At 66.5% G+C, this 26184-nt stretch carries 24 protein-coding genes and 1 pseudogene; 14 read left to right on the top strand and 11 right to left on the bottom strand.

Going from position 1 to position 26184, the window contains the following annotated elements; genetic code table 11:
* The first annotated feature begins 336 nt into the window (after positions 1-336).
* From JW958_12825 to JW958_12810, 4 genes are all read left to right on the top strand, one after another.
* On the top strand, positions 337-1224 hold the full coding sequence (locus JW958_12825) for an ABC transporter substrate-binding protein (GenBank protein ID MBN1827133.1): 888 nt from the start codon (positions 337-339) through the stop codon (positions 1222-1224).
* Positions 1221-2006, top strand: a complete 786-nt coding sequence (locus JW958_12820) for an ABC transporter ATP-binding protein (protein ID MBN1827132.1) — start codon at positions 1221-1223, stop codon at positions 2004-2006. Before JW958_12825 ends, JW958_12820 begins: the two co-directional genes overlap by 4 nt.
* On the top strand, positions 2003-3001 hold the full coding sequence (locus tag JW958_12815) for an iron ABC transporter permease (protein MBN1827131.1): 999 nt from the start codon (positions 2003-2005) through the stop codon (positions 2999-3001). Before JW958_12820 ends, JW958_12815 begins: the two co-directional genes overlap by 4 nt.
* Positions 3002-3102: 101 nt before the next feature.
* Positions 3103-3975, top strand: a complete 873-nt coding sequence (locus JW958_12810; protein ID MBN1827130.1) for a hypothetical protein — start codon at positions 3103-3105, stop codon at positions 3973-3975.
* A gap of 40 nt (positions 3976-4015) precedes the next feature.
* On the opposite strand, the gene JW958_12805 is transcribed toward JW958_12810, so the two are convergent.
* The 6 genes from JW958_12805 to JW958_12780 all read right to left on the bottom strand — a co-directional run bounded on the left by JW958_12805 (position 4016) and on the right by JW958_12780 (position 10812).
* Positions 4016-5389: a hypothetical protein gene (locus JW958_12805; protein MBN1827129.1), complete on the bottom strand. Its 1374-nt coding sequence runs from the start codon at positions 5387-5389 to the stop codon at positions 4016-4018.
* Positions 5386-6663 carry a dicarboxylate/amino acid:cation symporter gene (locus JW958_12800; GenBank protein ID MBN1827128.1) on the bottom strand — a complete coding sequence of 426 codons (1278 nt, stop codon included), beginning with the start codon at positions 6661-6663 and terminating at the stop codon, positions 5386-5388. Before JW958_12800 ends, JW958_12805 begins: the two co-directional genes overlap by 4 nt.
* Before the next feature lie 95 nt (positions 6664-6758).
* A complete protein-coding gene (locus JW958_12795; protein ID MBN1827127.1) occupies positions 6759-7655 on the bottom strand; it encodes a TIGR01777 family oxidoreductase in 897 nt (298 codons plus the stop codon).
* A gap of 83 nt (positions 7656-7738) precedes the next feature.
* On the bottom strand, positions 7739-8269 hold the full coding sequence (locus JW958_12790) for a GNAT family N-acetyltransferase (GenBank protein MBN1827126.1): 531 nt from the start codon (positions 8267-8269) through the stop codon (positions 7739-7741).
* 145 nt (positions 8270-8414) lie between these two features.
* The gene (gene cydB / locus JW958_12785; protein MBN1827125.1) at positions 8415-9431 is read right to left on the bottom strand and encodes a cytochrome d ubiquinol oxidase subunit II; all 1017 of its coding nucleotides are present in this window, start codon (positions 9429-9431) and stop codon (positions 8415-8417) included.
* A gap of 4 nt (positions 9432-9435) precedes the next feature.
* The gene (locus tag JW958_12780; GenBank protein ID MBN1827124.1) at positions 9436-10812 is read right to left on the bottom strand and encodes a cytochrome ubiquinol oxidase subunit I; all 1377 of its coding nucleotides are present in this window, start codon (positions 10810-10812) and stop codon (positions 9436-9438) included.
* A gap of 154 nt (positions 10813-10966) precedes the next feature.
* Between JW958_12780 and trmB the strand changes: the two genes are divergently transcribed.
* Positions 10967-11884, top strand: a complete 918-nt coding sequence (gene trmB, locus JW958_12775; protein ID MBN1827123.1) for a tRNA (guanosine(46)-N7)-methyltransferase TrmB — start codon at positions 10967-10969, stop codon at positions 11882-11884.
* Positions 11885-12066: 182 nt separating this feature from the next.
* Here the strand turns inward: trmB and JW958_12770 are convergent, their stop codons facing one another.
* The 5 genes from JW958_12770 to JW958_12750 form a co-directional block, all read right to left on the bottom strand.
* Positions 12067-13497, bottom strand: coding sequence for an aldehyde dehydrogenase family protein (locus JW958_12770; protein MBN1827122.1), 1431 nt, complete (start codon positions 13495-13497; stop codon positions 12067-12069).
* A gap of 83 nt (positions 13498-13580) precedes the next feature.
* Positions 13581-14327 (bottom strand): DNA alkylation repair protein, encoded by a 747-nt coding sequence (locus JW958_12765; GenBank protein ID MBN1827121.1) that lies wholly within the window; start codon positions 14325-14327, stop codon positions 13581-13583.
* Positions 14324-15490: a D-alanine--D-alanine ligase gene (locus JW958_12760; protein ID MBN1827120.1), complete on the bottom strand. Its 1167-nt coding sequence runs from the start codon at positions 15488-15490 to the stop codon at positions 14324-14326. Before JW958_12760 ends, JW958_12765 begins: the two co-directional genes overlap by 4 nt.
* A 90-nt stretch (positions 15491-15580) precedes the next feature.
* The gene (locus JW958_12755; protein ID MBN1827119.1) at positions 15581-15904 is read right to left on the bottom strand and encodes a hypothetical protein; all 324 of its coding nucleotides are present in this window, start codon (positions 15902-15904) and stop codon (positions 15581-15583) included.
* A gap of 86 nt (positions 15905-15990) precedes the next feature.
* The gene (locus JW958_12750; protein MBN1827118.1) at positions 15991-16674 is read right to left on the bottom strand and encodes an HAD hydrolase-like protein; all 684 of its coding nucleotides are present in this window, start codon (positions 16672-16674) and stop codon (positions 15991-15993) included.
* Between the two features lie 202 nt (positions 16675-16876).
* On the opposite strand from JW958_12750, the gene JW958_12745 reads away from it, so the two are divergent.
* From JW958_12745 to JW958_12705, 9 genes and pseudogenes are all read left to right on the top strand, one after another.
* Positions 16877-18427, top strand: coding sequence for an acyl-CoA carboxylase subunit beta (locus JW958_12745; GenBank protein ID MBN1827117.1), 1551 nt, complete (start codon positions 16877-16879; stop codon positions 18425-18427).
* A 38-nt stretch (positions 18428-18465) separates the two neighbouring features.
* Positions 18466-18810, top strand: coding sequence for an OadG family protein (locus tag JW958_12740; protein MBN1827116.1), 345 nt, complete (start codon positions 18466-18468; stop codon positions 18808-18810).
* A gap of 58 nt (positions 18811-18868) precedes the next feature.
* Complete coding sequence (locus JW958_12735) at positions 18869-19285, top strand: biotin/lipoyl-binding protein (protein ID MBN1827115.1); 417 nt, start codon at positions 18869-18871, stop codon at positions 19283-19285.
* A 27-nt stretch (positions 19286-19312) separates the two neighbouring features.
* Positions 19313-20443 (top strand): sodium ion-translocating decarboxylase subunit beta, encoded by a 1131-nt coding sequence (locus JW958_12730; GenBank protein MBN1827114.1) that lies wholly within the window; start codon positions 19313-19315, stop codon positions 20441-20443.
* A 162-nt stretch (positions 20444-20605) separates the two neighbouring features.
* On the top strand, positions 20606-21340 hold the full coding sequence (locus JW958_12725) for a hypothetical protein (protein ID MBN1827113.1): 735 nt from the start codon (positions 20606-20608) through the stop codon (positions 21338-21340).
* Between the two features lie 624 nt (positions 21341-21964).
* Positions 21965-22255: a DUF485 domain-containing protein gene (locus JW958_12720; GenBank protein ID MBN1827112.1), complete on the top strand. Its 291-nt coding sequence runs from the start codon at positions 21965-21967 to the stop codon at positions 22253-22255.
* A gap of 3 nt (positions 22256-22258) precedes the next feature.
* Positions 22259-23011: pseudogene (locus JW958_12715) on the top strand (cation acetate symporter).
* 234 nt (positions 23012-23245) lie between these two features.
* The gene (locus JW958_12710) at positions 23246-24427 is read left to right on the top strand and encodes a hypothetical protein (GenBank protein MBN1827111.1); all 1182 of its coding nucleotides are present in this window, start codon (positions 23246-23248) and stop codon (positions 24425-24427) included.
* 115 nt (positions 24428-24542) lie between these two features.
* Positions 24543-25727: a hypothetical protein gene (locus JW958_12705; protein MBN1827110.1), complete on the top strand. Its 1185-nt coding sequence runs from the start codon at positions 24543-24545 to the stop codon at positions 25725-25727.
* Positions 25728-26184 lie beyond the last annotated feature (457 nt).

Raw genomic sequence — 26184 nt, 5'->3', positions numbered from 1 at the left:
ATGGGATCCGAGGCCACGCCACATGCAATTCGAATTCTTTGATCGGCGCGCGGGGGTGGTGGGCGCGAACAAATTATCATACGTATATTTGTATTCTAACAAACCGGTTTTCAATGAATTGTCCGTGCATTGGTGTCCGGCCCGGGGCGAACGAATGCGCGCACGGTTATGCGTATCCTTTTCTTCGAAGGACGGGCGCGGGCGCGGCTTCCTGTGATAGGATTCGCCATTCCGGGCGACGGGCGTTACAATCGGCCGATAAAGGGATGGCGCGGTCCGCCTCCCCGACGGCGCGCTCGAAACCCGGGCGCCCGGAATCCCCCAAGGAGACTTCCCTTGCGCAGGTGGCTCTTTCTCGTCATCCTTCTCGTTCCGATCCTTCTCTTTTTCCGTTTCAGGGAAACGACGCCGGGTGGCCGAGAATCCTCCGACCTCTCCCCGGACTCTCTGCGCATACTCTCCCTCTCCCCCAACCTGACGGAGATCGTTTTCCGTCTCGGATTGGGGGGGCGCGTCGTCGGCGTGACCGATTTCTGCCGTTATCCGCCCGAGGCGGCGGAGAAGCCGAAGGTGGGGGCGCTCCTCAATCCGAATCTGGAACGCATGTTCGCGCTCGAGCCGAACCTGGTTCTGATGCTGCCGGCGCACGGCGGCCTCGGGGAGAAGCTCTCTTCGCGCGGAATCCGCTCGCTGACGGTGAGGAACGACACGGTGGAGGACGTCCTCGATTCCATCGAGCGGATCGGAGGGGCGACGGGCCGGGCGGATCGGGCGGCGGCGCTCGTCGATTCCATCCGCGGGAGGATGGAGGCGGTACGGAGCGCTCCCCCGTCGATCCGTCGGCGGACGATGATCGTCGTCAGCCGCGCCGGGCGCCGGATCGAGGACGTTTTCGCCGTAGGACCGGGCACTTTCCTGAACGAATTGCTCTTCCGGGCCGGGGGGAGAAACGTGTTCGAGAATGCGTTGGCCCGCTATCCCGAGGTGAGCGTCGAGGAGATCCTCCATAAGAACCCGGAAGTGATCATCGAGCTGCGCCCGGACGGGACGGATCAGGAGACGGAGCGAAGTCTCGCCCGCGCGGCTTGGGCGACGCTCCCGGGTCTGAAGGCGGCGGAGGAGGGGCGCGTGTACGTCCTGGTCGGCGACCATCTTTTGGTTCCCGGGCCGAGGATGGCGCGGATCGTCGAGGAACTCGGCGCGGCGCTTCGGGAGGCGGGTTGATCGTGCTCCGAGTCGAGTCGCTGCGGTGCAGGCGGGGCGAGCGCGAGATACTGCGCGGCGTTTCACTCCGTGTCGGCGAGGGGGAGTCCGTCGCCCTGATCGGTCCCAACGGCGCGGGCAAGTCTACCCTCCTGAGGCACGTCGCGGGTGTCTTGCCGCCGCCTCCGGGGACGGTTTTCCTCCGCGGCGAGGACCGAACCCGACTCGATCCGCGCGAAGCGGCCCGCCGGGTCGCCTATGTCCCCCAGGTGCGTGACGCGGAGATCCCTTACACCGGGAGGGAGATGGCGGCGCAGGCGCGGTACCCTTACCTGTCGGTGTGGCGGCCCCATCGCGAAGAGGACCGGCGGCGGGTGGAGAGGGCGCTCGGCGAGGTAGGCGCTCTCGATTACGCGGACCGGCCCTTCGATACGCTTTCCGGAGGAGAGCAGCAGGCGATTCTGATCGCGGCGGCGCTCGCCCAGGACGCCCGTCTCCTCCTGGTGGACGAGCCGACCACATTCCTCGATCCCACCTCGCGGGAGGCGATCTTTCGCGTACTGGACCGGGCGCGGAGGGAGAGGGGATTGGCGCTTCTGATCGTCACGCACGAGGTGAACCGCGCGCTCCTTTCCGCGGACCGGATCGTCGCGCTTCGTGACGGCCGCGTGGTTCGGGAGGGAATCCCGGAGGCGATCGCACGAGTGGAGGCGCTCGAGGAGATCTACGGCGCGCGCTTCCTTTTAGCGCCCCATCCGGTGACGGGGGGAATGATCGTTCTCCCCGGGGAGTATGAGGAATGAGCGGACGGAGGCCGCGGGACGGGCGGGCGGGCTTTCTGGCGCTCTGCGCCGTTCTTTTCGTGACGGTCCTTCTCGCCGCCCCTTTCTTCGGGCGCGAACCGATCGGCCTCGACGATTTATTCGGAGATAAAGGAACGACGCGATTCTTCATCTTCTGGACGCTGCGGGTGCCGAGGCTGCTGCTCGGCCTTCTCGCCGGGGCTTCCCTCTCTCTGGCAGGGCTCTCCTTCCAGGCGCTTTTCCGGAACCCGCTCGCGACCCCCTTCACCCTCGGCGTCAGCTCCGGCGCCGCATTCGGCGCTTCGGTGGCGGTGCTTCTCGGCGTCGAGGGTGTCCTGTTCGGTCTGGACGGGACCGCCCTCTTCGCCCTCGCTTTCGCGCTCCTGGTGGTTGCGCTTCTCTACGGCCTCGCGCGGCGTGGCGCCGGCCTTTCCACGCTTCACCTTCTCCTCGCCGGGGTGGCGCTCTCCTACTTCTTCGCGGCGCTTCTTCTGACGGCGCAGTATTTCGCCGACTTCACCGAGACTTATCGTGTGGTCCGCTGGATGATGGGGCGCCTCGATACGATCGGTTACGCGCCGGCGCTCACCGTTTTCCCCGCTTTTCTCGTCGGGACGGCGACGCTTTTCTACCTCCGGCGCGACCTGGACCTGCTCGTCTCCGGCGAGGAGATCGCCCGGAGCCGGGGAGTGCGGGTCGATCGCGTGCGGCTTCATGTCTATCTGGCCGCCTCCTTTCTCACCGCCGCGACCGTGGCGACCTGCGGACCGATCGGATTCGTCGGACTGATCGTCCCTCACGCGCTCCGCTATCTGCTCGGCCTCTCCCACGGTTACCTGATCGCCGGCTCCGTGCTGATCGGCGGCCCCTTCCTCGTGGTGTGCGACGTGGTCGCCCGCAACGTTCTCGCCGAAACGGAACTCCCCGTCGGGATCCTGACCGCGCTCCTCGGCGGTCCCTTCTTCCTCTGGCTCGTCATTCGGCGACGGCGTTAGGAAGCCCGGGGCCGGTGCCGCCGTGTTGGGCGATTCGCTCCGGGTGGGTTATCCTACAAGCAGGGAGAGGCCGGTGACTCGACGGCCGGCGGGAGGCGACCGTGCCGTTTATTGTTTTCCATAGACGAGAGGGGCTCCGGACGGCGGCCGTGGCCGCGGTCGTGGCGCTTCTGTTCGCGCTACCGGCCGCCGATGCTTCCGAACCGGAACCGCGGCTCGTCGCGGAGGGGGGCGGGCGTGCGGACCGTGCGGCGATCCTCTCTTGGGAAGGAACCGCGGCCGTCCCGATCGACGGAACGGCGCCGGTCCGCTATTCGGTATGGCGGCGCGCCGGGGCGGATGAAGCGGCCGGAGAGACGGACCCGGAGACGGCGAGTCGCCTCTCCGCTCTTTACGGTGAGGATTTCGCGGCGTCCATGCTGGCCGGGGGCTGGCTCTTTTTCGACGAGCTTCCGGCGCGATCGGTGGAGTCGTACGCAGTCGCCACGCCTTGGTCCGACGGAGCGGACGGAGAGGGCGGTGTGTGGCCGGAGATCCGTGTTTTCGCCCACGCTGCCGCGGACTCACTCGATCCCGGCGCCCCCCCCGTCCCGCCCGACACGACCGACGCACCCGCGGACTCACTCGATCCCGGCGCCCCGCCCGACTCCGCGCCGCCGCCCCCCTTCCCCTCCGCCGCGGTCGAGTCGCCCCCTTCCGCTCCCGCGCTCCTTCCGGTCCTTCCCAACCCCTTTAACCCAAAAGTGACCGTCCGCTTTCTTCTTCCCGAATCGCTTCCGGTCCTTCTCGCCGTGTACGACACGCGGGGGCGTCTCGTGGCGATTCTGGCGGATGAATTCTTCGATGGGGGGGAGAGAGAGGTGGTCTGGGACGGGAGGGGCGACTCGGGCCGGGCGGCGCCGAGCGGGATCTATCTGATCCGTCTCGAGGCGGGCGGCGTTCACGCGACCGGGCGGGCGGTCCTTCTTCGTTGATTTCCGTCGCGCGTCTCTCGCGCGCCGGACCCCCTTTTTTTCACGCCTCCACCGCCGGGTCCCCTTCCGGCGCGGCGCCGGCCGGTGCGGGCGCCACGTGCGCGAAGAGCCCCCCGGAGAGCACCACCGAACGAGCCTTTAATACATAAAAAACACCGTCGAAAAGTTCGCCGCCGACGAAGAGCGCCGTCGCGAGGAACGCGCCGTTCAGGCTCGGATCGGTTCGAACCGCCAGGTAGCCGGTCAATCCGAGAACGAGGATTTTCCCGAGACTGATGACGGAGAAGACTCCGGTACGGCGGGCGCGGACGAGTAGTCCCTGCGCCGAGGCGCGGGCGGTGAGGAAGAGAGGCTCCAGTAGGATCAGGAAAAGCGCCGGCGCCACTACGGCGCGCATCTCGATGGAGAGGTTGAAAAATCGGTCCAGGAGGAGGTCGCGGATCGGCGTGAAGAGGAAGAGGGTGATGAGGGCGATGAAGAAGAATGTCGCGGCGGCGGCGAAATGGAGAACCTTGCGGAGGTCCTCGCGGCACTCCGGCAGAATGAGGGTGACGTTCTGCAGCGCCCAGAGCGCCGAGGAGGTGAGAAGGAGGAGGGGTGTCACCACGCCGAATCCGGCCTGGGCGAGTTCCGGATCGGGGAGCAGGCCGAGGATCGCGTTGATGAGGGGACGGATGGTAGACCAAACCCAGGCGGAGACGGCGAGGGGAAAGGCGACGGCGACGATCTCGCGGTAGGGAAGGTCCGGGTCGTCCCCCGCCGGCGCGCCGGCGCGGTCTCCTCTCCAGAAGCGGCGCGTCGCGGCGGCGATGAAGAGGGTCTCCACGGCGATGCCCGCGGTGAGGGCAAGTGCGCCCGACTCCGCGCCGGGGACGCCGAGAGAGCCCCCCGCGGCAAGGGCGATCAGGATGGCGATCACCAGCAGGCGGCAGCCGGTCGCCATGGCGATCAGTCCGGTCCGTTTTTCCCGAAGGGCGAGGGCGTTCGCGACGGCGCGGAAGGCGATCCAGATGGGGACCGGCGAGAGGACGATCATCACCCGGCGGGCGACCACCGCCGCTCGTTCCGTCGTGGGGATCACGCGGGAGAAGAGGAAGCCCCCGGCGGGGGTGAGGGCGACCAGGAGGATCACCGCCGCCGCGGCGAGACCGAGCAGCGCCGAGACGAGAACAAGGCGGCGGAGGGAACGCTTTCCGCCGATGAGCGCCGCCGACACGGGTTGCATGATCAGCGTCGGGCTCTCGATAAACATGGTCACGGTGAAGCCGAGCCAAAAGCCGGCGAACTCCGGTTTCGGATCGGCGGAGCGCCCCACCCCCATATTGATGAGCGGTCCCGAGAGGGTCATCATCTGCGAAGTGAGCATCAGCGGGAGATAGAAACGGAAGATCTCCCGGAAACGGAGGGGCGTCATCGGGGCGACTCGAATTCACCGGGCGCGCCTTCGCATACGGGATCGATCCGATCGAGAACCGCCGCCCCCACCGTGTCGCCCCAAACGTTCACCGCTGTGCGGCACCGGTCGAGGAACCAATCGATCGCGAGGATCATGCCGATCCCTTCGAGGGGGAGGCCGACGGCGCGGAGCACGATCACCATCGTGACGAGCCCCGCCTGGGGAATGCCGGCGGCGCCGATGGAGGCGAGCGTGGCGGTCAGGAAGATCACCACCTGGTTCGCCGCCGAAAGGGGGTGGCCGACCGCCTGGGCGATGAAGATCGCCGCCACCGATTCGTAGAGGGCGGTGCCGTCCATGTTGATCGTCGCGCCGAGAGGGAGGATGAAGTAGGAGGAGCGTTTGGAGAGGCCGCCGCGGTTCTCGCAGCATTCGATGGTGACCGGCAACGTGGCCGAGCTGGAGGCGGTGGAGAAAGCGGTCCCCACCGCCGGCGCCACGTCGCACAGGTATCTCCAGGGATTGCGCCGCGCCACGAAGAACAGGATCAGCGGCAGCGTCACCGCGCCGTGGAGGAAAAGGCCGACGATCACCGTCAGCGCGTAGAGGCCGATCTTGGATACTTCGGCGACGAAGGCGCCGCCGCCCCCCGCCTGCCCGAGCCGGGAGGCGACCAAAGCGAACACGCCCACCGGCGCGATGAAAAGAACCAGGAGCACGATCTTCAGGATCGCCTCGTTGACGCCGTCGAAGAAGCGGATCACCGGCCGCCCCTTCTCGCCGATCGTGGTGAGCACGGCCCCGAAGAGGAGCGAGAACACGATGAGCGGCAGGATCTGGGTGTCCGCGGCGGCCCGGATCAGGTTGGGCGTGACCAGGGAGCGAAAGACATCGATGATGCCGGTGGTTTCCTTGCCGAGGACCGCGTCGGGCATCGCGCCGCCCGCCCATTCGAACGCGGAACCGGGGTGGATGATGTTGACCAGGATGATGCCGAGGAGGACCGCCAGACCGGTGGTGGCGACATAGTACAGGATGGCGGTGGCGCCGGTCCGGCCGAGGCGGCGCACGTCTCCGAGCCCGGTGATCCCCACGATCATCGACGAGACCACCAGCGGCACGACCATCATTTTAAGGGCGTCCAGGAAGAAACCGCCGATCCAATCGACGGCCGTCATTCGCTCGCCGAAGACCCAGCCCGACAAGGCGCCGAGGACGACGCCGGCGAGGATCCCGTAAAGGATAAAGCGATTCGCGCGCGGGCTCAGGAGCCGACCCTCCCTCGGTTGCATGTCTGAAAACGGTCGTTTCTATCCTATCAGGAGGGACGGGGCGGGTCCAGGGGGCGGGAGAGAAGAAGAGAAGACCCTCTCTCTCCTCCCCCCGTCTACTCCTCCAGCGCGGCGCGGAGCGCGGAGTCGATGTCCGAATGGCGCCAGCGGAAGCCGGCTCTTTCGAGTCGCTCCGGAAGGACCCGCGCACCGGAGAGGAGCGTGGCCCGCCCCATCTCGCCGAAGAGGAGGCCGATCATCGCCGCGGGGACGGGGAAGGGGGTCGGCCGTCCGAGGGCGCGTCCGAGGGCGCGGGTCAGCTCCGCGTTGGTGACCGATCGAGGAGAGACCGCGTTGACCGGGCCGGGGATGTCGTCGCGGCGGATCAGGAAGCGGAGGATCCCGACGAGGTCCGTGAGGGAGATCCAGCTCACCCGTTGCCGCCCGTTCCCGATGCGTCCGCCCAGGCCGAGACGGAAGGGGAGGAGCATCTTGGGGAGCCCGCCGCCGCGCCCGCTCAGCACGAAACCGATTCGGGGATGGACGACGCGGACGCCGGCGTCTCGCGCCGGGCCGGCCGCCTCTTCCCATGCGGCGCACACCTCGGCGAGAAAGCCTTCTCCCGCGCCGGCCGTCTCGTCGACCGGCTCTTCACGGCGGTCGCCGTAGTACCCGACGGCGGAAGCGGAGAGGAAGACGCGCGGTTTGCGGTTCAGGCCGGCGAGGGTCTCCGACAGGAGGCGCGTCCCTTGCACGCGGCTCTCGCGGATGAGGCGTTTGCGCGCCGCGTTCCACCGTCCGGCGGCGATGCTCGCGCCGGCGAGATGAACCACCGCGTCCATCCCCTCCAGCGCGTCGCCGTCGATCCTTCCCGCCCCGGGGTCCCATCCGATCTCGCCGGCTCCCCCCGGACGTCGCCGGACGAGGCGCGCCGCGTGGATCCCGTCGGCGGCGAGGGATTCGAGGAGCGCCGTCCCGACGAGCCCGGTCGATCCGGTGACGGCGACGCGCATCGCGGAATCGAGAGCGGTGGGCTCGCCCATGATTCATCCCTCCGGCGCGGCCCGTCCCCGCCGCGCCCCTTTCACCGTCGGACTCAGCCGAGCGGGCTCTCCAGGAAGAACTGCACGGCGTCCCGGAAAGCGCCCCGCCTCCAGTAGCGCTTCGGCAGGACGCCCAGCTCCCGGTAACCCGCCTTCCGCAGGGCGCGCACCGACGCCTCGTTCTCCGCCATCGCCTCGGTGAGAAGAAGTCTGAGCCCGAGCGCCTCGAAAGCGAAGCGGCTGCGCACGCGGATCGCGTCGAGGCCGTATCCCTTCCTCCAGTTCGACGGCGGCCCGATCACGATGCCGCTCCGGCAAGAGCGATGCCGCTGGTTGATCTCGAAGAGCCCGGTGAAACCGATGTGCTCCCCGCCGAGGGTCTCCACGGCGAACTGTACGCGGTCCTCCCGCGCGACCATGTTCTCCTCGAAATAACGTTCTTCCTGCAGTCGCGTGATGGGGATGTCCACCAGGAGCCAGCGCGTCACCTCCGGGTCGTTCAGCCAGAGGATCGCGTTCTCCAGGTGTTTCTCCCGGTCCAGCGGGACGAGCCGGACCTTTTCGCCTATCCATCCGTAAGACATGGCGCGCTCTCCGGTTGCGGGTTGTTTGGTGTCTGAAAGCTAGGCTCCGGTTCGAGGGGCTGTCAAGCGAATCCGGGCGCGCGGCGGCGGCGCGCGAAAAAGGGCGGACCCCCGGAAAGGCCCGCCCCCGATGCCGTTTTCGCGGCTAGTAACTCGTCTCTCCCAACTTCACTTTGCCCTTGAAGGTTCTGTAGATGATCACCGTGTACAGCAGAACCAGCGGCACGCCGATGAGGGCGATGATCGTCATGTTGCGCAGAGTCTGCGGCGACGAGGCGGCGTTTCGGATCGTCAGGTTCCACTCCGGGTTCAGGCTGGAGATCACCAGGTTCGGGTAGAGGTGGGTTCCGAGGAGACCGACGAGCGTCGCGATGTGGAGCGACGAGAGGAGAAACGCCCGGAAGGGCTTCTCCTTCCGGAGCGAGAACGGGATCCCGACCAGCACCAGGAGGCCGAGGGCGAGGATGGCGAAGCTCGCCGGGTTCGTCCGTGCGGTTTCACGCGCCGCGGGGAGGGCGGCGAGGGTGGTCGCGGCGGTCGCCGCCCAGAGGACGAGATAGACGGTGAAGGCGCGCCCCGCCGCGCGTCGCACCCGGGCGAGCAGATCCCCGTCGGTTTTCATGACCAGGTAGAGCGCGCCGTGCATGGCGAAGAGCGCCACGGTCATCACGCCGACGAGGAGCGCGTAGGGGTGGAGCAGATCGAGGAAGCCGCCGGCGTACTCCATGTCCGCGCCGACCGGGATTCCGTGGATCGAGTCTCCCACGGCGGTGCCGAAAAGGAGCGTCGCCACGGTGCTCCCGCCGAAGAACATCTTGTCCCAGAAACCGCGCCAGACCGGCGATTCCGCCTTGCTCCGGAACTCCATCGAAACGGCCCGGAAAATGAGCGCGAAGAGGAGAAGCATGAAGGCGAGATAGAAGCCGGAAAAGACGGTGGCGTAGGCGTGGGGGAAGGCGGCGAAGAGCGCGCCGCCGAAAGTGATGAGCCACACCTCGTTTCCGTCCCAGACCGGACCGATGGCGTTCATGAAGGTTCGCTTCTCCGCGTCCTTGCGGGCCAGCGGGTGGAGGATGCCGACGCCCAGGTCGAAGCCGTCCAAAACGGCGTAACCGGCGAGGAGAACGCCGAGCAGGTTGAACCAGAGAATGTTCAGATCCATGGCGTCACGCCTCCTGCGATCGTGTCCCGGCGGGGACGGCGGTGGACGTCTCGAGAGGCTCGGGACCGTGCTTCAGCTTGCGGCCCAACAACCAGAGCCAGAGGATGAAGAGGCCCAGATAGACCAGTGAGAAGAGGAGGGTCGACGCGAGCACCTCGCCGGCGGAGACCGAACGGGACACGCCGTCCGAGGTGCGGAGCAGGCCGTAGACGATCCAGGGTTGCCGGCCCACCTCGGCGCCCGTCCAACCGAATTGATTGGCCAGATAGGGACCGGCGACGGAGAAGACGAAGACCCACAGGAGCGGGCGCGTCCGGAAAAGGAGATCCCGCCGCAGAAGCACGAGGCCGAGGAGGGAGAGACCGATGAAGTACATCCCGAGGGCGATCATCACGTGATAGCTCTGGAAAGTGAGTCCCACCGGCGGCCAGTCCTCCCGCGGGAATTGATCGAGGGCCGGCACCGGCTCCTTCCAGTCGTTGTGGATCAGGAAGCTGAGCATGCCGGGGATGCCGATCCCCATTCTCACCTTCATCGCGTCGTCGTCGGGGAAGCCGAACAGGTAGAGGGGCGCCCCGCCGCGCAGGCTCCGGTAGTGCCCTTCGTAGGCGGCCATCTTGATCGGCTGGTGCTCGGCGACGTTGTTCGCCTGGTGATGGCCCGAGGCGAGCTGCGCCGTCGAGGAGACCGCCGCCAAAACGAGGGCGAGCGTCATCGAGCGCTTGGCGAAAGCGACGTGTCGCCCCTTGAGCAGATACCAGGCCGCCACGCCCGCCACGAAGAACGCGCCCAGAATGAAGGCGCCGAGGATCACGTGGACGTAACGGGTCATCGTGGAGGGGTTGAACACGGCCGCCCAAAAGTCGGTGATCTCGGCGCGCCGCATCGCCCCCTCGCCGACGATCCGGAAACCCGCCGGAGTCTGCTGCCACGAATTGGCGACGATGATCCAGAAGGCGGAAAGGATCGAGCCGGTCGCCACGAGGATCGTGGAGACCAGGTGCATCCGCGGCGACACGCGGTCCCACCCGAAGACCAGGATCCCCAGGAATGTGGATTCCAGGAAGAAGGCGAAGAGTCCCTCCGCGGCGAGGGGCGATCCGAAGATGTCGCCCACGAAGCGGGAGTAGGCCGACCAGTTCGTCCCGAACTGGAACTCCATCACGATCCCCGTCGCCACTCCGAGGGCGAAGTTGACGGCGAAGATCTTGGTCCAGAAGCGCGCCATCGATTCGTAGAGGCGGTCGCCGGTGCGATGGAACATCGCCTCCATGAAAACCATGAGCGCGGCGAGGCCGATGGTGAGGGGGGGGAACAGATAGTGGAAGCCGATGGTGAGGGCGAATTGGATCCGCGAGAGCAATACCGCGTCGAGACCCATCCGGGAACCCTCCTTTCTTTCGTGCCTAGAAAAGTAAACAGATTCGCCGGCCCGCTCAAGAAGAACGAGAAGAAAGGCGTTCCGGCGGGAGAAGCGTGTTGGGGGCGCCGGAAGGGCGTGCTACTCTCGTCGTTGTCTCTGTGGGAGGAAAAGGATGGGAATCGCGCACATCAGCTTGCGTCCCTACGTGGACTGGAGGATCGAGCAGCGGCCGATCGATTGGCCGCGCCTCTTCGGGAGGGGCGCGCCCCTGGAGCTGGAGATCGGCTTCGGCAACGGCGGCTATCTGATCGAGAGGGCGGTGGAGCGCCCGGAGCGCGATTTCGTCGGCGTGGAACTCGGTTGGGAGTCGGCGCGGCGGGCGCTCCGGCGCGCCGCAAGGGCGGGCGTTTCGAACGTGCGGGTCCTGAAGGTGGACGCCCGGGTCGCCCTCGAACGGATCTTCGCGCCCGGCTCGCTCGACCGGGTTTACAGCCTCTTCCCCTGCCCTTGGCCGAAGGAGAAGCACATCAAACACCGCCTTTTCTCGAATGAGTTTCTGCGGCTGTTGAATGGACGGCTCGCGCCGGAAGGGGAGGTGCGCGTGGTGACCGACCACCACGACTTCCTCGATTGGGTGTTGGAGCAGACGCCGGGCGCCGGGTTCGAGGCGGAGTGGCAGGCGATTCCGCCCGGGTTCGACACGAAGTACGAGAGGAAGTGGCGCGAGACGGGCCGGACCGAATTCTACGACCTCACCCTCCGCAAGAGGGAGGAGATCGTCGTGCCGGCGAAGGAGGAGATCGAATTGCGGGTGCACACGTTGAAGCGTTTCGACCCGGAGCGGTTCGCGCCGGAGGGAGTTCGCGGCGATGTCACCGTCGAGTTCAAGGACTTCCTCTTCGATCCGGTCCGGGAGAGGGCGATGCTGCGCGTCTACGTGGTGGAGGAGACGCTTCACCAGGGGTTCTGGATCGAGGTCGTCCGGCGCGGCGATGGTTGGAGGGTGCGCCCCGCCTCCGGCTGCGGCATCGTGCCGACGCCGGGCGCGCAGAGGGCGCTCGACGCGGTGCGGGATTCCGCCCGGGAGTAGGGAGAGAGAAAGCCTTCGGTGCAAGATGGGGGTGCCTTTGTCGCTATCGGCATCGGTATCGAAATCGAAATCGAAATCGGATTCCCCCTTCCCCCGCCGCTCCTCCCTTCGGGGCCAGGGTCCGGATGCTGCTCCCTTCGCGCATCGGCGCCTTCGCGAGAGGTTCCTTTTCTCTTCCTTTCCTACCGCGCGCCGCGGATCGCCAGGAGGCGGATCTCGCTCATGTCCTCCATGGCGAAGCGGATCCCCTCGCGGCCGAGGCCGCTCTCCTTCACGCCGCCGTAGGGCATGTGGTCCACGCGCCAGCTGGGGACGTCGCCTATCACCACGCCTCCCACTTCCAGTTCCTCCCAGGCTTTGTGCGCCTTGAAGAGGTCCCGCGTAAAGATACCCGCCTGCAGCCCGAAGTCGCTGTCGTTCACCTCGGCGAGCGCCTCGTCGAAGCCGCGAAAACGGGAGAGCACCGCCAGGGGTCCGAAGGCTTCTTGGGTGCAGACATTCTCGCTCTTGGGGACGTCCTCCATGAGGGTCGCCTCGAGCATCGCCCCCTTCCGGTTCCCGCCGCAGAGGACGCGGGCGCCCCGCTCCTTCGCCGCGAGGATCCAGCCGTGAAGGCGTTCCGCCTCCTTGAGGGAGATCATCGGCCCGATGAAGGTCTCCTCCTCCTTCGGGTCTCCCATCCTCAGCTTCTTCGTCGCGGCGACGAGTTTGTCCTTGAGCGCGTCGTAGAGCGACTCGTGGACCAGGATGCGTTGCACGCTGATGCAGCTCTGGCCGGACTGATAGAATGCGCCCACGATGACCCGGTCGATCACGTCGTCGATGTCGGCGTCTTGGTCGACGATCACCGCGGCGTTTCCCCCCAGCTCGAGCACCACCTTCTTCTTTCCCGCCTTTGCCTTCAGCGCCCAGCCGACCTCCGGGGAGCCGGTGAAGCTGAGCAGCTTGAGGCGGTCGTCCTCGGTGAAGAGGTTCGCGCCGTCGCGGCGGCAGGGAAGGACGGAAAAGGCGCCCTTCGGCAGGGAGGTCTCGGCGAGGATCTCGCCGATGATGAGGGCGCCGATGGGGGTGTGGCTCGCCGGCTTCAGCACGAAGGGGCAGCCGACGGCGAGGGCGGGCGCCACCTTGTGGGCGACGAGATTCAGTGGAAAGTTGAAGGGCGAAATGAACGAGCAGGGGCCGATAGGGACCCGCTTCCACATGCCCGCGTACCCTTTGACGCGGGGTCCGATCTCCATCTCCATCACCTCGCCGGTCACGCGCACCGACTCCTCGGCCGCGTAGCGGAATGTGTCGATCAGGCGCGAAACCTCGCCGCGGGCGTCGCGAATCGGCTTTCCCGCCTCGACGCACAGGGCGTGGGCGAGTTCGTCGGCGCGCTCGCGGAAGCGGGCGACGCAGTGGTTCAGGACCTCCTGCCTCTCGTAGGCGGGCATGCGGCGCATCGGCGCCGCCGCCTCCACCGCCGCGGCGATTCCGCGGTCGATGTGCTTCGCGTCGGCCAGGGCGACCCGCGCCGCCGTCTCTCCGGAATACTTATCCGTCACGACGAGGTCGTGATTCGGCTCCATCGGCTCGTTCGCGAGGTAAAAAGGATAAGTCGGTTTGAGCATGGTTCACCTCGAATCCGGTTCGGGGTCCACGATCGAGAAGCGGTTTCATTCTCAATATAGACGGGCGGGAGGCGGAATTCCACCTACCGCGGCCGGGTGTCCCGGAGGAGCGCCTTCCGCCGCGTTTCGGGGAAATGTTCGATGGCGTAGCGGAGGGAGGTGCGGGGGATGCGCGGGCCCTTCTTTCGAAGCCAAGCCTCCAATCGGGGCCGGTCCGTTCGCCCCGCTTCCCGGAGGAGCCAGCCGACCGCTTTGTGCATCAAGTCTTCGTCGTCGCCGAGGAGGCGGCCGGCGACCCGGTACGCCTCGTTCAGACGGCGGCCCTTGCGCGCGAGGGGGACGAAGGCGACCGCGGCGCCGCGCCGGAGCCAGAGGTTCGGTGAGTCCGTCCAGGCGGTCACTTCGCCGATCAGCTCCGGATGGCGGTCGAGGAGGGGCGCGAGCACCGACGGCGCCAGAGTATCCACGGCCGCCCAGTTGCCGCAGCTCTTCTCCAGCCAGCGGCGGACCGCCGGGAGCAGCTCCGGCCCCGCGTCCTTCGCGTGGCGCTCGAGCATCAGATAGGCGACGGCGCGCGCTTCCCAGCGGGGATCCCGGACCATCGCGTCGACGAAACGAACCGTTTCCCGGACCGTCCAGGCGCCCTTCACGCGCGACGCCGTTTCCCGGGTGATCGTGCGGATCGTCTTCGCGTCCAGGCCGTACATCGGAACCGGCTCCTTGAAGAAGCGCTGGTTCGACTCGGCGCGCTTCGGATCGGCGAGGGAGCGGATCCGGGCGAGCGCCTCGGCGGCGATCGTTCGGGGCGCCGGCGCGGCGGCGGGCGTCATGCCGATTCCTCCCCGTCCGCTTCTCCGATGCGCGGCGACAGATCGAGGTCCTTCCGCTCCCGGTATCGTTCGAGGGCGAGTTGCACGAGGCGCACCACCAGTTCGGTGTAGCCGACGCCGCTCGCTTCCCACAGCTTGTTGTACATGCTGATCGACGTGAAGCCGGGGATCGTGTTCAGCTCGTTGATGTAGAGTTCGCCCGTTCCCCGGTCGAGAAAAAAGTCGACCCGCGCCATGCCGGCGCAGTCGAGCGTCCGGAAGGCCTCTACCGAAACGCGGCGCACCTCCTCGGCGGTCTCCGGCGGGATCGGCGCCGGGATGAGCAGCCGCGAGGCGCCGTCGATGTACTTGGCGCGGTAATCGTAGAACTCCCGGTTCGACACCACCTCGCCCGGCACGGACGCCCGCGGGTCGTCGTTGCCGAGCACGCTGCACTCGATCTCCCGCGCGTCGACCGCCCGTTCCACAAGAATCTTGAGGTCGTAAAGAGCGGCCTCGTCGATCGCCCGCGCGAGGCCGTCCCCGTCCTTCGCCTTGCCGATCCCCACGCTGGACCCGAGATTCGCCGGCTTGACGAAACAGGGAAAGCCGATCCGGGACGCCTCCCGGAGGACCGTTTCCCGGTCTTCCTTCCAGCGCCCCTTGCGCACCGTGATCCACTCCGCCGTCCGGAGCCCGGCGTCGCGGAAGAGCCTCTTCATCAGATCCTTGTCCATCCCCACCGCCGAGGCCGCGACGCCGCTCCCGACGTAGGGAATGCCGGCCAGTTCGAGGAAGCCCTGCACCGTGCCGTCTTCCCCTTTGGGACCGTGGAGCACCGGGAAGATCACGTCCACCGGCCGCGCCTCCCCTCCCTCGCGGATCGGCAGGAGCGCGCGCTCGCCGCCGTCCGGCAGGAGCGCCACCGGCTCGGCGCCGCGGGAGATGTCCCGGGGGGGCGGCGGCGGCTCGCCGAGGCGGACCTTGGCCTGCGCGATCAAGGCGGGATGGGCTTCGGCGCCGACCAACCAGCGGCCGCTCCGGGTGATCCCGATGGGGACCACCTCGAAATCGTCGCACGCCTCGAGAGCCCGCATCACCGAATGGGCCGACGCGAGGGAGACCTCGTGCTCGCTCGACTGTCCGCCGAAGAGGACGCCGACGCGGATCGTTCTTCGCGCCATGAAGCCACCTCCCGGGTGTTCCTGCGGAGAAATCGGGGCGGACCGGTCGCCCGCGCACCGCGCCGCGGTTCGTCCGGAGCGCCGCGATTGTTATTTAAGACGTATACGGATTTCGTCTTCCAAGGCGGTGAACCGGCGCCACCCCTCGGCGAGGAGCGGTTCCAGGTCCGTCTCGGCCGGCGCCCGGTCGAGCACGTCCCGGAGAATTCGCGCGTACTCGTCCAAGAAAAGGTCGTACTGGTCCACGCCGGGGAACTCGCCGCGCCGCTCCTCGGTCTCCGCGAGCGCAGCGCGCAGATTTCGGTAGAGCGCCTCCCGATCCCTCTCCGCGTCGGTCCGCCGCAGATACTCCGCCTGAGCGCCCCGGTAGGCCGCCTTGAGAAGCTCGAAAACCCAGTTGAAGCGATTCTTCATCTTTTCCGCACCTCGGATCGAATGCCCGAGAATAGCAGCGCCGGGAGCGGCCGGGCAAGGGCGTTCGGGCGGGCCGCTCCTACGGGTCAGCCCCGCAGGATGCCGGCGACGCGCTCCGTGTCGGTGAGATCGGGGAGGACATGCTCCGGGCCCTCGGCGCGGAGCGTTTCCGCCGGCGTGGAGCCGGTGGCGACGGCGACGACCCGCGCGCCGGAGGCGCGGCCGCAGCGCACGTCGTGCACCGTGTCGCCGACGAGGAAAACCGCGCGGTCCGGCACCGGCGCGCCGGCCAGGGCGCGGCCCCTCTCGATGCCGATCCGCGTCAGTTCCATGCGATCGAAGGAGTCGGTGGCGTAACCGCCGAAGCGGAAGAAACCCTCCAGGGCGCCGCGGCGCAGTTTGAGCCGCGAAGCGGGCTCGAAGTTGCCCGTCACCAGACCGAGCAGAAGGTCCTCCTCGCCGGAGAGGCGTTTCAGCAACTCCGTCACGCCCGGCATCAGGCGATATCCCTCGGAGCGGGGGAGTTCATCCTCCAAGTAGCGGAGGTAGAGCTTCTCCACCAATCCTTCCTCCTCCGCCGTCGGCGGCCGCCCCATCCGCCGTCGCCCCATCTCGGCGATGATCGCGCCGTCGGTCATCCCGTCCGGCCGGATATCGTTCATCGCCCCCGGGTGGCCGAAGATTTCCTCCCAGGCGCGATTCAGCGCCCTGAGCCCGGCGCCTCCGGAGAGCAGCAGGGTGCCGTCGATATCGAACAGGACGATCCGCATGACCATTCTCCTCTCTTTCGATCGGTCGGGGGGCGCCGGCGTCGCACCCGCATGGTATCCGCGGCGCCCGCCGCCGGTCAACCCGCCCCGGCATCTCCGCCTCCGGGCTCCTCTTTTTTCGCTCCTTGCCGATACAGCGGATGACTTTTCCCCCTCTTTTTTGGCATAATCAATAGTTCGTGCGAGGTAACCCGAGGACCCGATGAACGAAGACAAGATCAAAAAACTCAATGAGATGCGCGCACGTCTCTACCAGGGAGGCGGGGCGAAGCGAATTGAGAAACATCACGCGGCCGGCAAACTCACCGCCCGGGAGCGGCTCGCGCTGCTCTACGACCCGGACACTTTTCAGGAGTCCTACCTCTTCATTAAACACCAGTGCATGCACTTCGGAATGGCGGGGAAGGAGATGCCCGGCGAGGGGGCGGTTACCGGGTTCGGCGTCGTCGAGGGGCGGCCGGTCTACGCGGTGAGCCAGGATTTCACCGTCGCCGGCGGCTCGGTGGGGATGACCCACGCCCTCAAGATCCAGGCGGTGATGGACGCGGCGCTCAAAACCGGCGACCCGTTCATTTTCATCAACGACAGCGGCGGCGCCCGCATCCAGGAGGGGATCGACAGCCTCTCCGGGTACGGCGGCATCTTCTACAGGAACGTGCTCCTTTCCGGCGTGGTCCCCCAGATCAGCATCATCGCCGGTCCCTGCGCGGGAGGCGCGGCCTACTCGCCGGCGCTCACCGATTTCGTCATCCAGGTGCGGGGCACGGGGCAGATGTTCATCACCGGGCCGAAGGTGATCAGCGAGGTGACCGGCGAGCAGGTGACGGCGGAGGAACTCGGCGGCGTGGAGACCACGAGCCGTTTGAGCGGCGTCGCCCATTTCGTCGCCGAGGACGACGAGGACGCCATCGCCCTCACCCGCAGGCTCCTCTCCTTCCTGCCGAGCAACAACACCGAGGATCCGCCCTTCTACCGGGAGCTGCACGAGGAGGAAGTCGCCGCCGACGAATCGCTCAACACGGTCGTCCCCGCGAATCCGCGCGAGCCCTACGACATGCACGAGGTGATCGGGCGCGTCGTGGACCGGGGCGATTTTCTGGAGGTCCACGCCTCCTTCGCGCCCAACCTGCTCGTCGGTTTCGCGCGGCTCGAGGGCCGGACCGTCGGCGTGATCGCCAACCAGCCGATGCACAAGGCGGGCGTTCTCGACATCGATTCATCCTGCAAGGGTTCGAGCTTCATTCGTTTCTGCAACGCCTTCAACATCCCGCTGATCACCTTCGTGGACGTGCCCGGCTTCCTGCCCGGGCTGCAGCAGGAGTACGGCGGCATCATTCGGCACGGCGCCAAGATGCTCTTCGCCTACTCCTCCGCCACGGTGCCGAAGATGACCGTGGTGGTTCGCAAGGCCTACGGCGGCTCCTTCCTCGCCATGTGTTCCAAGGACATGGGCGCCGACCGGATCTGCGCCTGGCCGACCGCGGAAATCGCGGTCATGGGCGCCGAGGGGGCGGTGAACATCCTTTACCGCAAGGAGATCGAAGAAGCGGAGGACCCGAGGGCGGAGCGGAACCGGCGGGTGCAGGAGTACCGGGAGACGTTCTCCAATCCCTATGTGGCGGCGTCCCGGGGAATGGTGGACGACATCATCGAACCGGCGGACACCCGCGTGTATTTGGCCGCTTCCCTGGAAGTGCTCCGCGCCAAGAGAGAGCTGCGGCCCCAGAAGAAGCACGGACTGATCCCGCTCTGATCCCCGGCGGGCGGGCGGTTTTTCCGGAGACGGACGGCATGAACGGCAACCTCACACTCGCGCTGGTCGGGCTCGGCATCGTGTTCATGGTGCAGGTCCTGATCACGCTGGTCGTCTCGCTGGTGCGCCGGATCGACCGGGGCTGGCAGGATCGTGAGGAACGCCAAGCCTCCGCCGCCCTCGATAAACAGCAGAACCTGGACACCGTCACGGTGGTCCTCATCGCCGCCGCGGTAGCCACCATCGTCGGAGGTCGCCACCGGATCCGCTCGGTCCGCCGGCTTCTCTCCGTGGATTCGCCGAGCAGCCCCTGGTCGAGTCAGGGGCGCGCGACCCTGCAGGGATCGCACGTACTCGTACGCAGACCCCAGCCGCCGCAGTGAGGCGCCGGGCCTGTGAAGGGGCCGCGCCGCCGGCGCGCCCGCAAACCGGAGAGGATCGATGAAGCTCAAAATCACCGTGCACGGTGTGGCTTATGAGGTGGAGGTGGAGGTGCTCGATCCCGGCGAGGGGTTCACCTCTCTCGCGCCCCTGCCCCACGTGCAGACCGCCTCGCCCAAGGCGCAGACCGCGCCGCCGGCATCCGTCCCCAAGCCCCTCAAGCCCTCCGCGACTCCGGCGGCCCAAGCGCCCAAGCCGGGCGACACGAGCACCGTCGCCTCGCCGATCGCCGGCACCGTGGTCGAGGTGAAAAGCAAGCCGGGCGACAACGTGAAGGCGGGTGACGCGCTCCTGGTCATCGAGGCGATGAAGATGAACACCAGCATCGTCGCCCCCGGCGCCGGACGGATCCGCTCGGTGGAGGTCGCCGCCGGCGACACGGTTCGGGAAGGCCAGACGCTCGTCGTTTTCGAATAGCGGGAAGACCGCGCGGGACCCAACGCCATGGACATGCTCGCCCAATTCTTCGCGGCCAACGCGATCGGGACGTTCTCTCTCGGGAACCTCGTGATGATGGCCGTGGGCTGCTTTTTTCTCTACCTCGCGGTGGCCAAGGATTACGAGCCGCTGCTCCTCGTGCCGATCGGTTTCGGCATGCTTGTGGGGAACATCCCTTTCGTGGACGGGATGCGCCTCAGCATCTACGAGGAAGGCTCGGTCCTGCAGATCCTTTATAAGGGCGTGACCCAGGGTTGGTACCCGCCGCTCATCTTCCTCGGCATCGGCGCGATGACCGACTTCTCCGCCATGCTCTCCAACCCGCGACTGATCCTGCTCGGCGCGGCCGCGCAGGCGGGGATCTTCATCACCTTCATCGGTTCCCTCTATCTCGGTTTCGGGGTGCGGGAGGCGGCGTCCATCGGGATCATCGGGGGCGCCGACGGCCCGACGGCGATCTTCCTCTCCTCGCAGCTCGCGCCGCACCTCCTCGGCGCGATCGCCGTGGCGGCCTATTCCTACATGGCCCTGGTGCCGGTGATTCAACCGCCCATCATCAAACTGCTCACCACCAAGAAGGAGCGGCTCATTCGGATGAAGCCGACCAAACCGGTGAGCAAGCGGACGAGGATCATCTTTCCGGTCATCGCCTTCGTGCTCACCGCGTGCCTCGCCCCCGGCTCGATCCCCCTTCTGGGGATGCTCTTCTTCGGCAACCTGCTGAAGGAATGCGGCGTGACGGAGCGGCTCGCCAAGACGGCGAGGGATCCGTTCATCGACGTGATCACCATTCTCCTCGGTCTCACCGTGGGCGCCTCCACCGACGCGCGGCGCTTCCTCACGCCGGACAGCGTCAAGATCTTCGCTCTCGGCGCCGCCTCTTTCGCCGTCGCCACCGCCGCGGGCGTTCTCTTCGCCAAGCTGATGAATCTCGTCGTGAAGGACAAGATCAACCCGATCATCGGCGCGGCGGGAGTCTCCGCGGTCCCCGACTCGGCGCGGGTCTGCCAGATGGTGGGCGCCAAGGAGGATCCCACCAACTTCCTCATCATGCACGCCATGGCGCCCAACGTGGCCGGCGTGATCGGCTCGGCGGTCGCGGCGGGCGTCTTCCTCTCGGTGATGGCGCTCCACTAGAGCCCCCAACGCGCGGAGAATCGCGGACCTTCGGGCTGGAGTCGCACATTCCCTCGTGCTAAGGTGCGCGTCGACGAGGCGGGCGCATTCCGGGAAGCGCATCGAGACAAACCGCCGATTCGATCCGAGTCCCGAACCGAACCCGAGAAGGAGGATCCCCCGATGCGAATCTGGCTCATGATTCTCTGTCTACTCGCCCTCGCGGCCGGCGTGGCTACGGCCGGCGTCGCCCCCGAGCGGGCGGACGTGAAACCGATCATCGTCGACGAGCCGGCCTCGATTCGCCCCGCCGATCCGATCGCCGCCGGCGCGTCCGAGAACATGCTGTTCGGCGCGACGACCCGCGCCGTCGTGCCGCCGATGACCCTTCCGGTGGACGGCACCTGGTGCGGGATGAACTGCGACAACGGCACGGTCGGTCTCGACGGTCAAGGGGGCTGGCAATCCGATCCCTGCTTTTCCTGGGAAACCACTTCCCCCTTCCGCGTCGTTCTGCTCATAAGCGACTTCCTGGTGGTAGGCGATAAGTACCAGGTCTGGGTGGACGGCGCGCCCGCCGGCCATACCGGAGGATGCATCGACGACGGTTCCTACTATGGCCTCTCCGGGATCGGCGGCGACAACTATGCGCTCGTCGATCAGTCGGAAGGATGCGACGGTTGGAACGAACCGGACCTCTCCACCGGTGTGGTGGTGATCCCGCCGGGAACGCACGAGATTCAGATCAAGTGCCATCGATTCGCCACGGGTTATGAGGGCAGCTTCTGCATCATCAAGGCGGAGGAGCGTTGGGCGAGGTGCCCGATGTTCAACGGGAGCCCCAAGACCATGGTGAGGATCGGCGCCGAGGGCGAAGAGGCGACTTCCTGGGGGAGCCTAAAGACCCTTTTCCGGTAGCCGCGCGCACGATCGATTGGAAGCGATAAAAAAGCGGCGGGGGCTCCGAGCCCTCGCCGTTTTCCTTCGGGCGAAACCGCCCCGCTTCCCCCACATTTCCTTGCGCGACAAGGCTTTCCCGAAAAAACCGGATGACTCTTCTACCCTCTCATGCTAGCCTTGACCTGAATCATGTTGCACCCCGGCTCCGGCAGAGCAGAAGCCCCCTGCTTTCTGCCGCATCATGAGCTTTCCGTGGGGCATTCGGCGTCGCCCGCACATGATCGACCGCACCCCGGCACCCACAACGGCGAGTTTCGCCATCGACGCCGCGCTTCGCCCTTCTCCCGTTTTTTCCAGATATCGTTTCGCCCCGGCCGTCCCCCGGCACGAGCGGAACGTGATTCGCCGGGCGGCGGCCCGCGCCCCGTCCCGGAATACATACGAGTACCGCGAATCGGGCGCGCCCGTCTTTTCAGCGGGCGCCCGTCCGTTTCGATCGAGAAGAACGATCGCCCCATAGGGACCGGAAAGAGAGAACCGCGGAAGCGCCGCGCCGGACCGCGCGATCGGTCCGGATCTTCACGGCCCCCCGCCCCGAGAGGGGTGGATCCGAGTCCGGGGTGCCACAAGGGAGGAAGGAGCATGCTGCACAAACCGGCCCAACAGTTGGGCCCCGAACACGCAGTGGAATTCAAGAGCCGGCTCGGCGTCCGGATGTTCGTCGTGTACGCGATCATCTACGCCGGCTTCGTGGCGATTAACGTGATCCGTCCCGTCCTTATGGAGAAGACCGTGTTTTTCGGTCTGAACCTCGCCGTGACCTACGGCTTCGGGCTGATCGTGCTCGCCCTCGTCCTCGCGCTCATCTACAACCACAGCTGCGGCCGCGAAGAGGGGATTCAGGGGCGGGCGGCGACGGAAAGGGAGGGATAGGACATGGCGCACACGGCGATCTTCGTGTTCCTCTTCTTCGTTGCCCTCGTGTTGGGCCTCTCGTTCTATTTCGCTCGGAAAGCGCAATCGGCGAGCGGCTATTTCGCCGCCGGCGGGCACATCCACTACACGGTGAACGGCATCGCCTTCGCCGGCGATTACCTTTCCGCCGCCTCCTTCCTCGGCATCTGCGGCATGATCGCCACCGTCGGCTACGACGGCTTCCTCTACTCGATCGGATATCTGGCCGGGTGGATCGTGGCGCTCTTCGTCGTCGCCGAACCGATGAAGCGGCTCGGCAAATACACGTTCACCGACGCGCTGGACGCGAAATTCAACAGCAAGGGGATCCAGCTCGCGGCGGCGCTGAGCACTCTGGTGGTCTCCCTGTTTTATCTGATCCCGCAGATGGTGGGCGCCGGCGTGCTGGTGGAGCCGCTTCTCGGGCTGCCGCACCACGTGGGCGTGATCATGGTCGGCGCGATCGTGATCACCATCGTCGCGACCGCCGGCATGACCTCCACCACTTACGTGCAGTTCCTCAAGGGCGGCATGCTGATCATCTTCTCCCTGATCCTGGTGACGGCGGTGATGGTTCGCGGTCTTTCCACCTCGCCCGACCAGGGGGGAAAGGTCCCCTACCACGAATACAAGACTCTCTCCGGAAAAGTGGAGGGAGACGCGATCAAACTGGACGACCAGTCCTACCACGTTCTTACCCGGACGACCGTGAAGGAGAACGAATTCGTCAAGCTGACCCAGAGCCTGCCGGTCACCCGTGACGAAGACGGCGTCTGGGCCGCACCCTTCAACAACAGCATCGTTCGGATCGACGGGCGGCACGGCGACGAGTTGGACCGTCTCCTGAGCGGCGAGGGGCGGAAGGTGGTTGAGATCGACGGGCAGCGCTTCACCGTGGTCGAGATCAACGGAGCCCAGGTTCTCGCCGTGGACGCCGGCCAGTTCGTCGAGATCGACGGCGTCCGGTTCATGGAAGACGACGGCAGCGTGGTGGTGAAGGTGAACACCTGGTGGAGCCGGGAGAACCTCGGCGGAGACCGGGTCCGTCTGCACGAAACCCAATGGGTCACCATGCGTCCCGACGGCGGCCGCTGGGTGAACGGAGCCCCGTCTTCGGTGGAGAACGAGCTGATGCAGGTGGGGAACATGGAGGTGATCGCCGGCAAGAGCGGCCCCGCCGCCGCGACGGGCGGCGTCGGCCCCTTCAAGTTCCTCTCGCTCCTCGGCGACGAGAGGAGCGTGGTGCGCCGCTGGTCCTCCGTCTCCTTCAACGACGGGCGGGACGAGGTCACCCTCTATCACCCGACCTTCACGGCGGGGAACAAGATCATGCGTCCGGGCCTCAAGTTCAAGGTGGACGGCACGGGAATGGAGAAGCTGAACTTCGTCTCCCTCATGCTCGCCCTCTTCTGCGGCACCGCGGCGCTCCCGCACATCCTGATCCGCTACTACACGGTCCGCAGCACCGCGGATGCGCGCAAATCGACCATCGTGGCGATCGCGGCGATCGGCTTCTTCTATATCCTCACCCTCTACATGGGGCTCGGCGCCATGACCAACGGGGTGATCAATTTACAGGACAACAACATGTCGGGACCGCTCCTGGCGCGTTCCTTCGGCACGTTCCTGTTCGCTGTCATCTCGGCCATCGCCTTCGCCACCGTGCTCGGCACGGTGAGCGGACTGATCGTGGCCGCCTCGGGCGCGGTGGCCCACGATTTCCTCGACCGTTTCGCCGGGCTACGCTACACGGAGAAACAGAAGGTCTACGCCGGCCGGATCGCCGCTTTCAGCGTCGGCCTGATCGCCATCATCCTCGGGATCGTCTTCAAGGGGATGAACGTTTCCTATCTGGTGGGATGGGCTTTCGCGGTCGCCGCGTCTGCGAACCTACCCGCCATCATCATGCTCCTCTTCTGGAAAAAGACCACCGCGAAGGGAATCGTCGCTTCCATCATGATCGGAAGCACGGCGGCGCTCGGGATCATTCTGCTATCGCCGAGCATGTGGGGGCGGTACGGGCTCGACCCGGCGAACGCGCCGATTCCCTTCAGCAATCCGGGGATCATTTCGATCCCGCTCAGTTTCCTCACCTTGGTGATCGTTTCTCTCGTGACGCAGAAGAAGGAAGGAGAGACTGCCTCGGCGTAACTTTCTTGCTTGCTATCAGATGGGGGATTCCCCTAGATTGCGGCCAGGAGGAGGATCTCTAGTCGGAGGTCCCGTGCAGAGGCGTTTCGGGGCAGGCCCCGGAAGGGAGGAACGAATGAGGCGATTCGGATTGATCGCGCTGCTTCTGGTCTGCGTGCCGGCGCTCGTCGCGGCCGGGGATTGCAGTGGATGCAAGAGCGAGATGAAGTTCACACCCTATGGGTTCGTGCGCTTCGACATGATTTACGACAACACGGAAGTGGCGAAGGGGGACTGGCTGCTCTTCGTGCAACCGGGCGAGAGCGCCCAGGCGGAACAGGACGCGCTCACCGCCACCGCCCGCCACACGCGGCTCGGCTTCGACATCTCCAAGGGCGGATGCCCGGAGGAGGGGATGGTCACCGCGAAGATCGAGTTGGACTTCGCCGGCGGATTCCCCAACTCGAGCACCGCGGCGCGCCAGCCGCAGGTGCGCCTGCGCCACGCTTGGATGCAGTACGCCAAGTCGAACTGGGCGCTGCGGTTCGGGCAGGATTGGGCGCTGATCAGCGACCCCTTCCCGGGGACGGCCAACTTCGTGGTCGGCGCCGGCGCGGGCAACCTGTGGATGCGCTATCCCCAGATTCAGTTCATGCAGAAGTTCGATCAGTTCAAATACGCCCTCAGCCTGAACCGGCCGATGGCGGGGAACAACAAGTACGACTCCTTCGCCGGCGGGGATTTCGATCCGGTCGGCGACGGCGAGCGCAGCGGTATGCCCTGGGTGATGGGGCGGGTTTGGGCGATGGTCGACCCGGTCAACATCTCCGTGGGCGGCCACTACGGCCAGGAGCAGATCAACGATCTGAATCTGGCCGCGCATGACATGGACACCTACTCGGTGGTCGGCGCGGTCGTCCTGAAGCAGCCGAAGTTCTCCCTCACGCTGAACGGTTTTTACGGGGAGAACCTGAACCAGTTCTTCGGCGGCGTGTTCCAGGGCTTTGTCCGTTATGACGACAAGGTGGAGAACGTCGTCTCCTTCGGCGGTTGGGGCCAGGTCTCGGTGGACCTGCACGAGAAGTGGAACCTCACCGTCGGCGGCGGCATGGACGACCCGGACGAGGAGGATCTTCCGCCGGAAGCCCGGGACCGCAACGACTGGATCTTCGGCACGCTGACCAGCAAGCTGATCCCCGAGATCGCGATGAAGCTCGGCGTGGACTACATGAAGACCCATTACATGGACGACGCCGCCGGGGACGAGATCGAGGCCGGTGACAACGTGCGCGTCACGTTCCAGACGGTGTACAGCTTCTAGCCATCCGGCGACCTGCCGCCCCTCTTCTCGAGGAGCGGAACGACGGGGCCCGTCCGATTGCGGACGGGCCCCCGCTTTTTGTGCGGGTTTGTCTTCTTCTTTCCCTTCCACCCGCCGGCTCTCCCTTCGGGGCACGGTGTGGGGAAGGAGGACGGACGGGTAATTCTTCTCGGAGTCCGGGGCGCTTGAAATCGGTATCGCTATCGAAATCGTTTTCTCCCTCTCCCGCTTGCGGGAGAGGGTGGGGGTGAGGGTGCCTTTCCTTCCACCCCCGGCTCTTCTTTCGGGGCACGGTCCGGATGCTCTGCATCCTCCCTCTTCTCGCTCGCCGACCCACCTTCGCCCGCCCCGACAAGCTCGACAGATTCTTTTATCACCTCGACGGAGGCGGGCTCCGGTGGGTGCCCGGCGAGTCGAGACGGCCCCGAGAGGGAGACCGGCGGCGGAAGGGAGGGTC

The sequence above is a fragment of the Candidatus Eisenbacteria bacterium genome (genome assembly GCA_016930695.1).
GTDB lineage: Bacteria > Orphanbacterota > Orphanbacteria > Orphanbacterales > Orphanbacteraceae > JAFGGD01.
This window is presented reverse-complemented; position numbering and strand designations above follow the sequence as displayed.

What these genes read in the sequence shown, in the direction of transcription:
- JW958_12780 (MBN1827124.1), bottom strand. Translation starts at nt 10,812, where the DNA reads ATGGGTCTCGACGCGGTATTGCTCTCGCGGATCCAATTCGCCCTCACC.
- JW958_12705 (MBN1827110.1), top strand. Translation starts at nt 24,543, where the DNA reads ATGAGGCGATTCGGATTGATCGCGCTGCTTCTGGTCTGCGTGCCGGCG.
- cydB (MBN1827125.1), bottom strand. Translation starts at nt 9,431, where the DNA reads ATGGATCTGAACATTCTCTGGTTCAACCTGCTCGGCGTTCTCCTCGCC.
- JW958_12805 (MBN1827129.1), bottom strand. Translation starts at nt 5,389, where the DNA reads ATGACGCCCCTCCGTTTCCGGGAGATCTTCCGTTTCTATCTCCCGCTG.
- JW958_12815 (MBN1827131.1), top strand. Translation starts at nt 2,003, where the DNA reads ATGAGCGGACGGAGGCCGCGGGACGGGCGGGCGGGCTTTCTGGCGCTC.
- JW958_12730 (MBN1827114.1), top strand. Translation starts at nt 19,313, where the DNA reads ATGGACATGCTCGCCCAATTCTTCGCGGCCAACGCGATCGGGACGTTC.
- JW958_12790 (MBN1827126.1), bottom strand. Translation starts at nt 8,269, where the DNA reads ATGTCTTACGGATGGATAGGCGAAAAGGTCCGGCTCGTCCCGCTGGAC.
- JW958_12735 (MBN1827115.1), top strand. Translation starts at nt 18,869, where the DNA reads ATGAAGCTCAAAATCACCGTGCACGGTGTGGCTTATGAGGTGGAGGTG.
- JW958_12800 (MBN1827128.1), bottom strand. Translation starts at nt 6,663, where the DNA reads ATGCAACCGAGGGAGGGTCGGCTCCTGAGCCCGCGCGCGAATCGCTTT.
- JW958_12740 (MBN1827116.1), top strand. Translation starts at nt 18,466, where the DNA reads ATGAACGGCAACCTCACACTCGCGCTGGTCGGGCTCGGCATCGTGTTC.
- JW958_12770 (MBN1827122.1), bottom strand. Translation starts at nt 13,497, where the DNA reads ATGCTCAAACCGACTTATCCTTTTTACCTCGCGAACGAGCCGATGGAG.
- JW958_12755 (MBN1827119.1), bottom strand. Translation starts at nt 15,904, where the DNA reads ATGAAGAATCGCTTCAACTGGGTTTTCGAGCTTCTCAAGGCGGCCTAC.
- JW958_12795 (MBN1827127.1), bottom strand. Translation starts at nt 7,655, where the DNA reads ATGCGCGTCGCCGTCACCGGATCGACCGGGCTCGTCGGGACGGCGCTC.
- JW958_12720 (MBN1827112.1), top strand. Translation starts at nt 21,965, where the DNA reads ATGCTGCACAAACCGGCCCAACAGTTGGGCCCCGAACACGCAGTGGAA.
- trmB (MBN1827123.1), top strand. Translation starts at nt 10,967, where the DNA reads ATGGGAATCGCGCACATCAGCTTGCGTCCCTACGTGGACTGGAGGATC.
- JW958_12745 (MBN1827117.1), top strand. Translation starts at nt 16,877, where the DNA reads ATGAACGAAGACAAGATCAAAAAACTCAATGAGATGCGCGCACGTCTC.
- JW958_12710 (MBN1827111.1), top strand. Translation starts at nt 23,246, where the DNA reads ATGGAAGACGACGGCAGCGTGGTGGTGAAGGTGAACACCTGGTGGAGC.
- JW958_12725 (MBN1827113.1), top strand. Translation starts at nt 20,606, where the DNA reads ATGCGAATCTGGCTCATGATTCTCTGTCTACTCGCCCTCGCGGCCGGC.
- JW958_12750 (MBN1827118.1), bottom strand. Translation starts at nt 16,674, where the DNA reads ATGCGGATCGTCCTGTTCGATATCGACGGCACCCTGCTGCTCTCCGGA.
- JW958_12765 (MBN1827121.1), bottom strand. Translation starts at nt 14,327, where the DNA reads ATGACGCCCGCCGCCGCGCCGGCGCCCCGAACGATCGCCGCCGAGGCG.
- JW958_12760 (MBN1827120.1), bottom strand. Translation starts at nt 15,490, where the DNA reads ATGGCGCGAAGAACGATCCGCGTCGGCGTCCTCTTCGGCGGACAGTCG.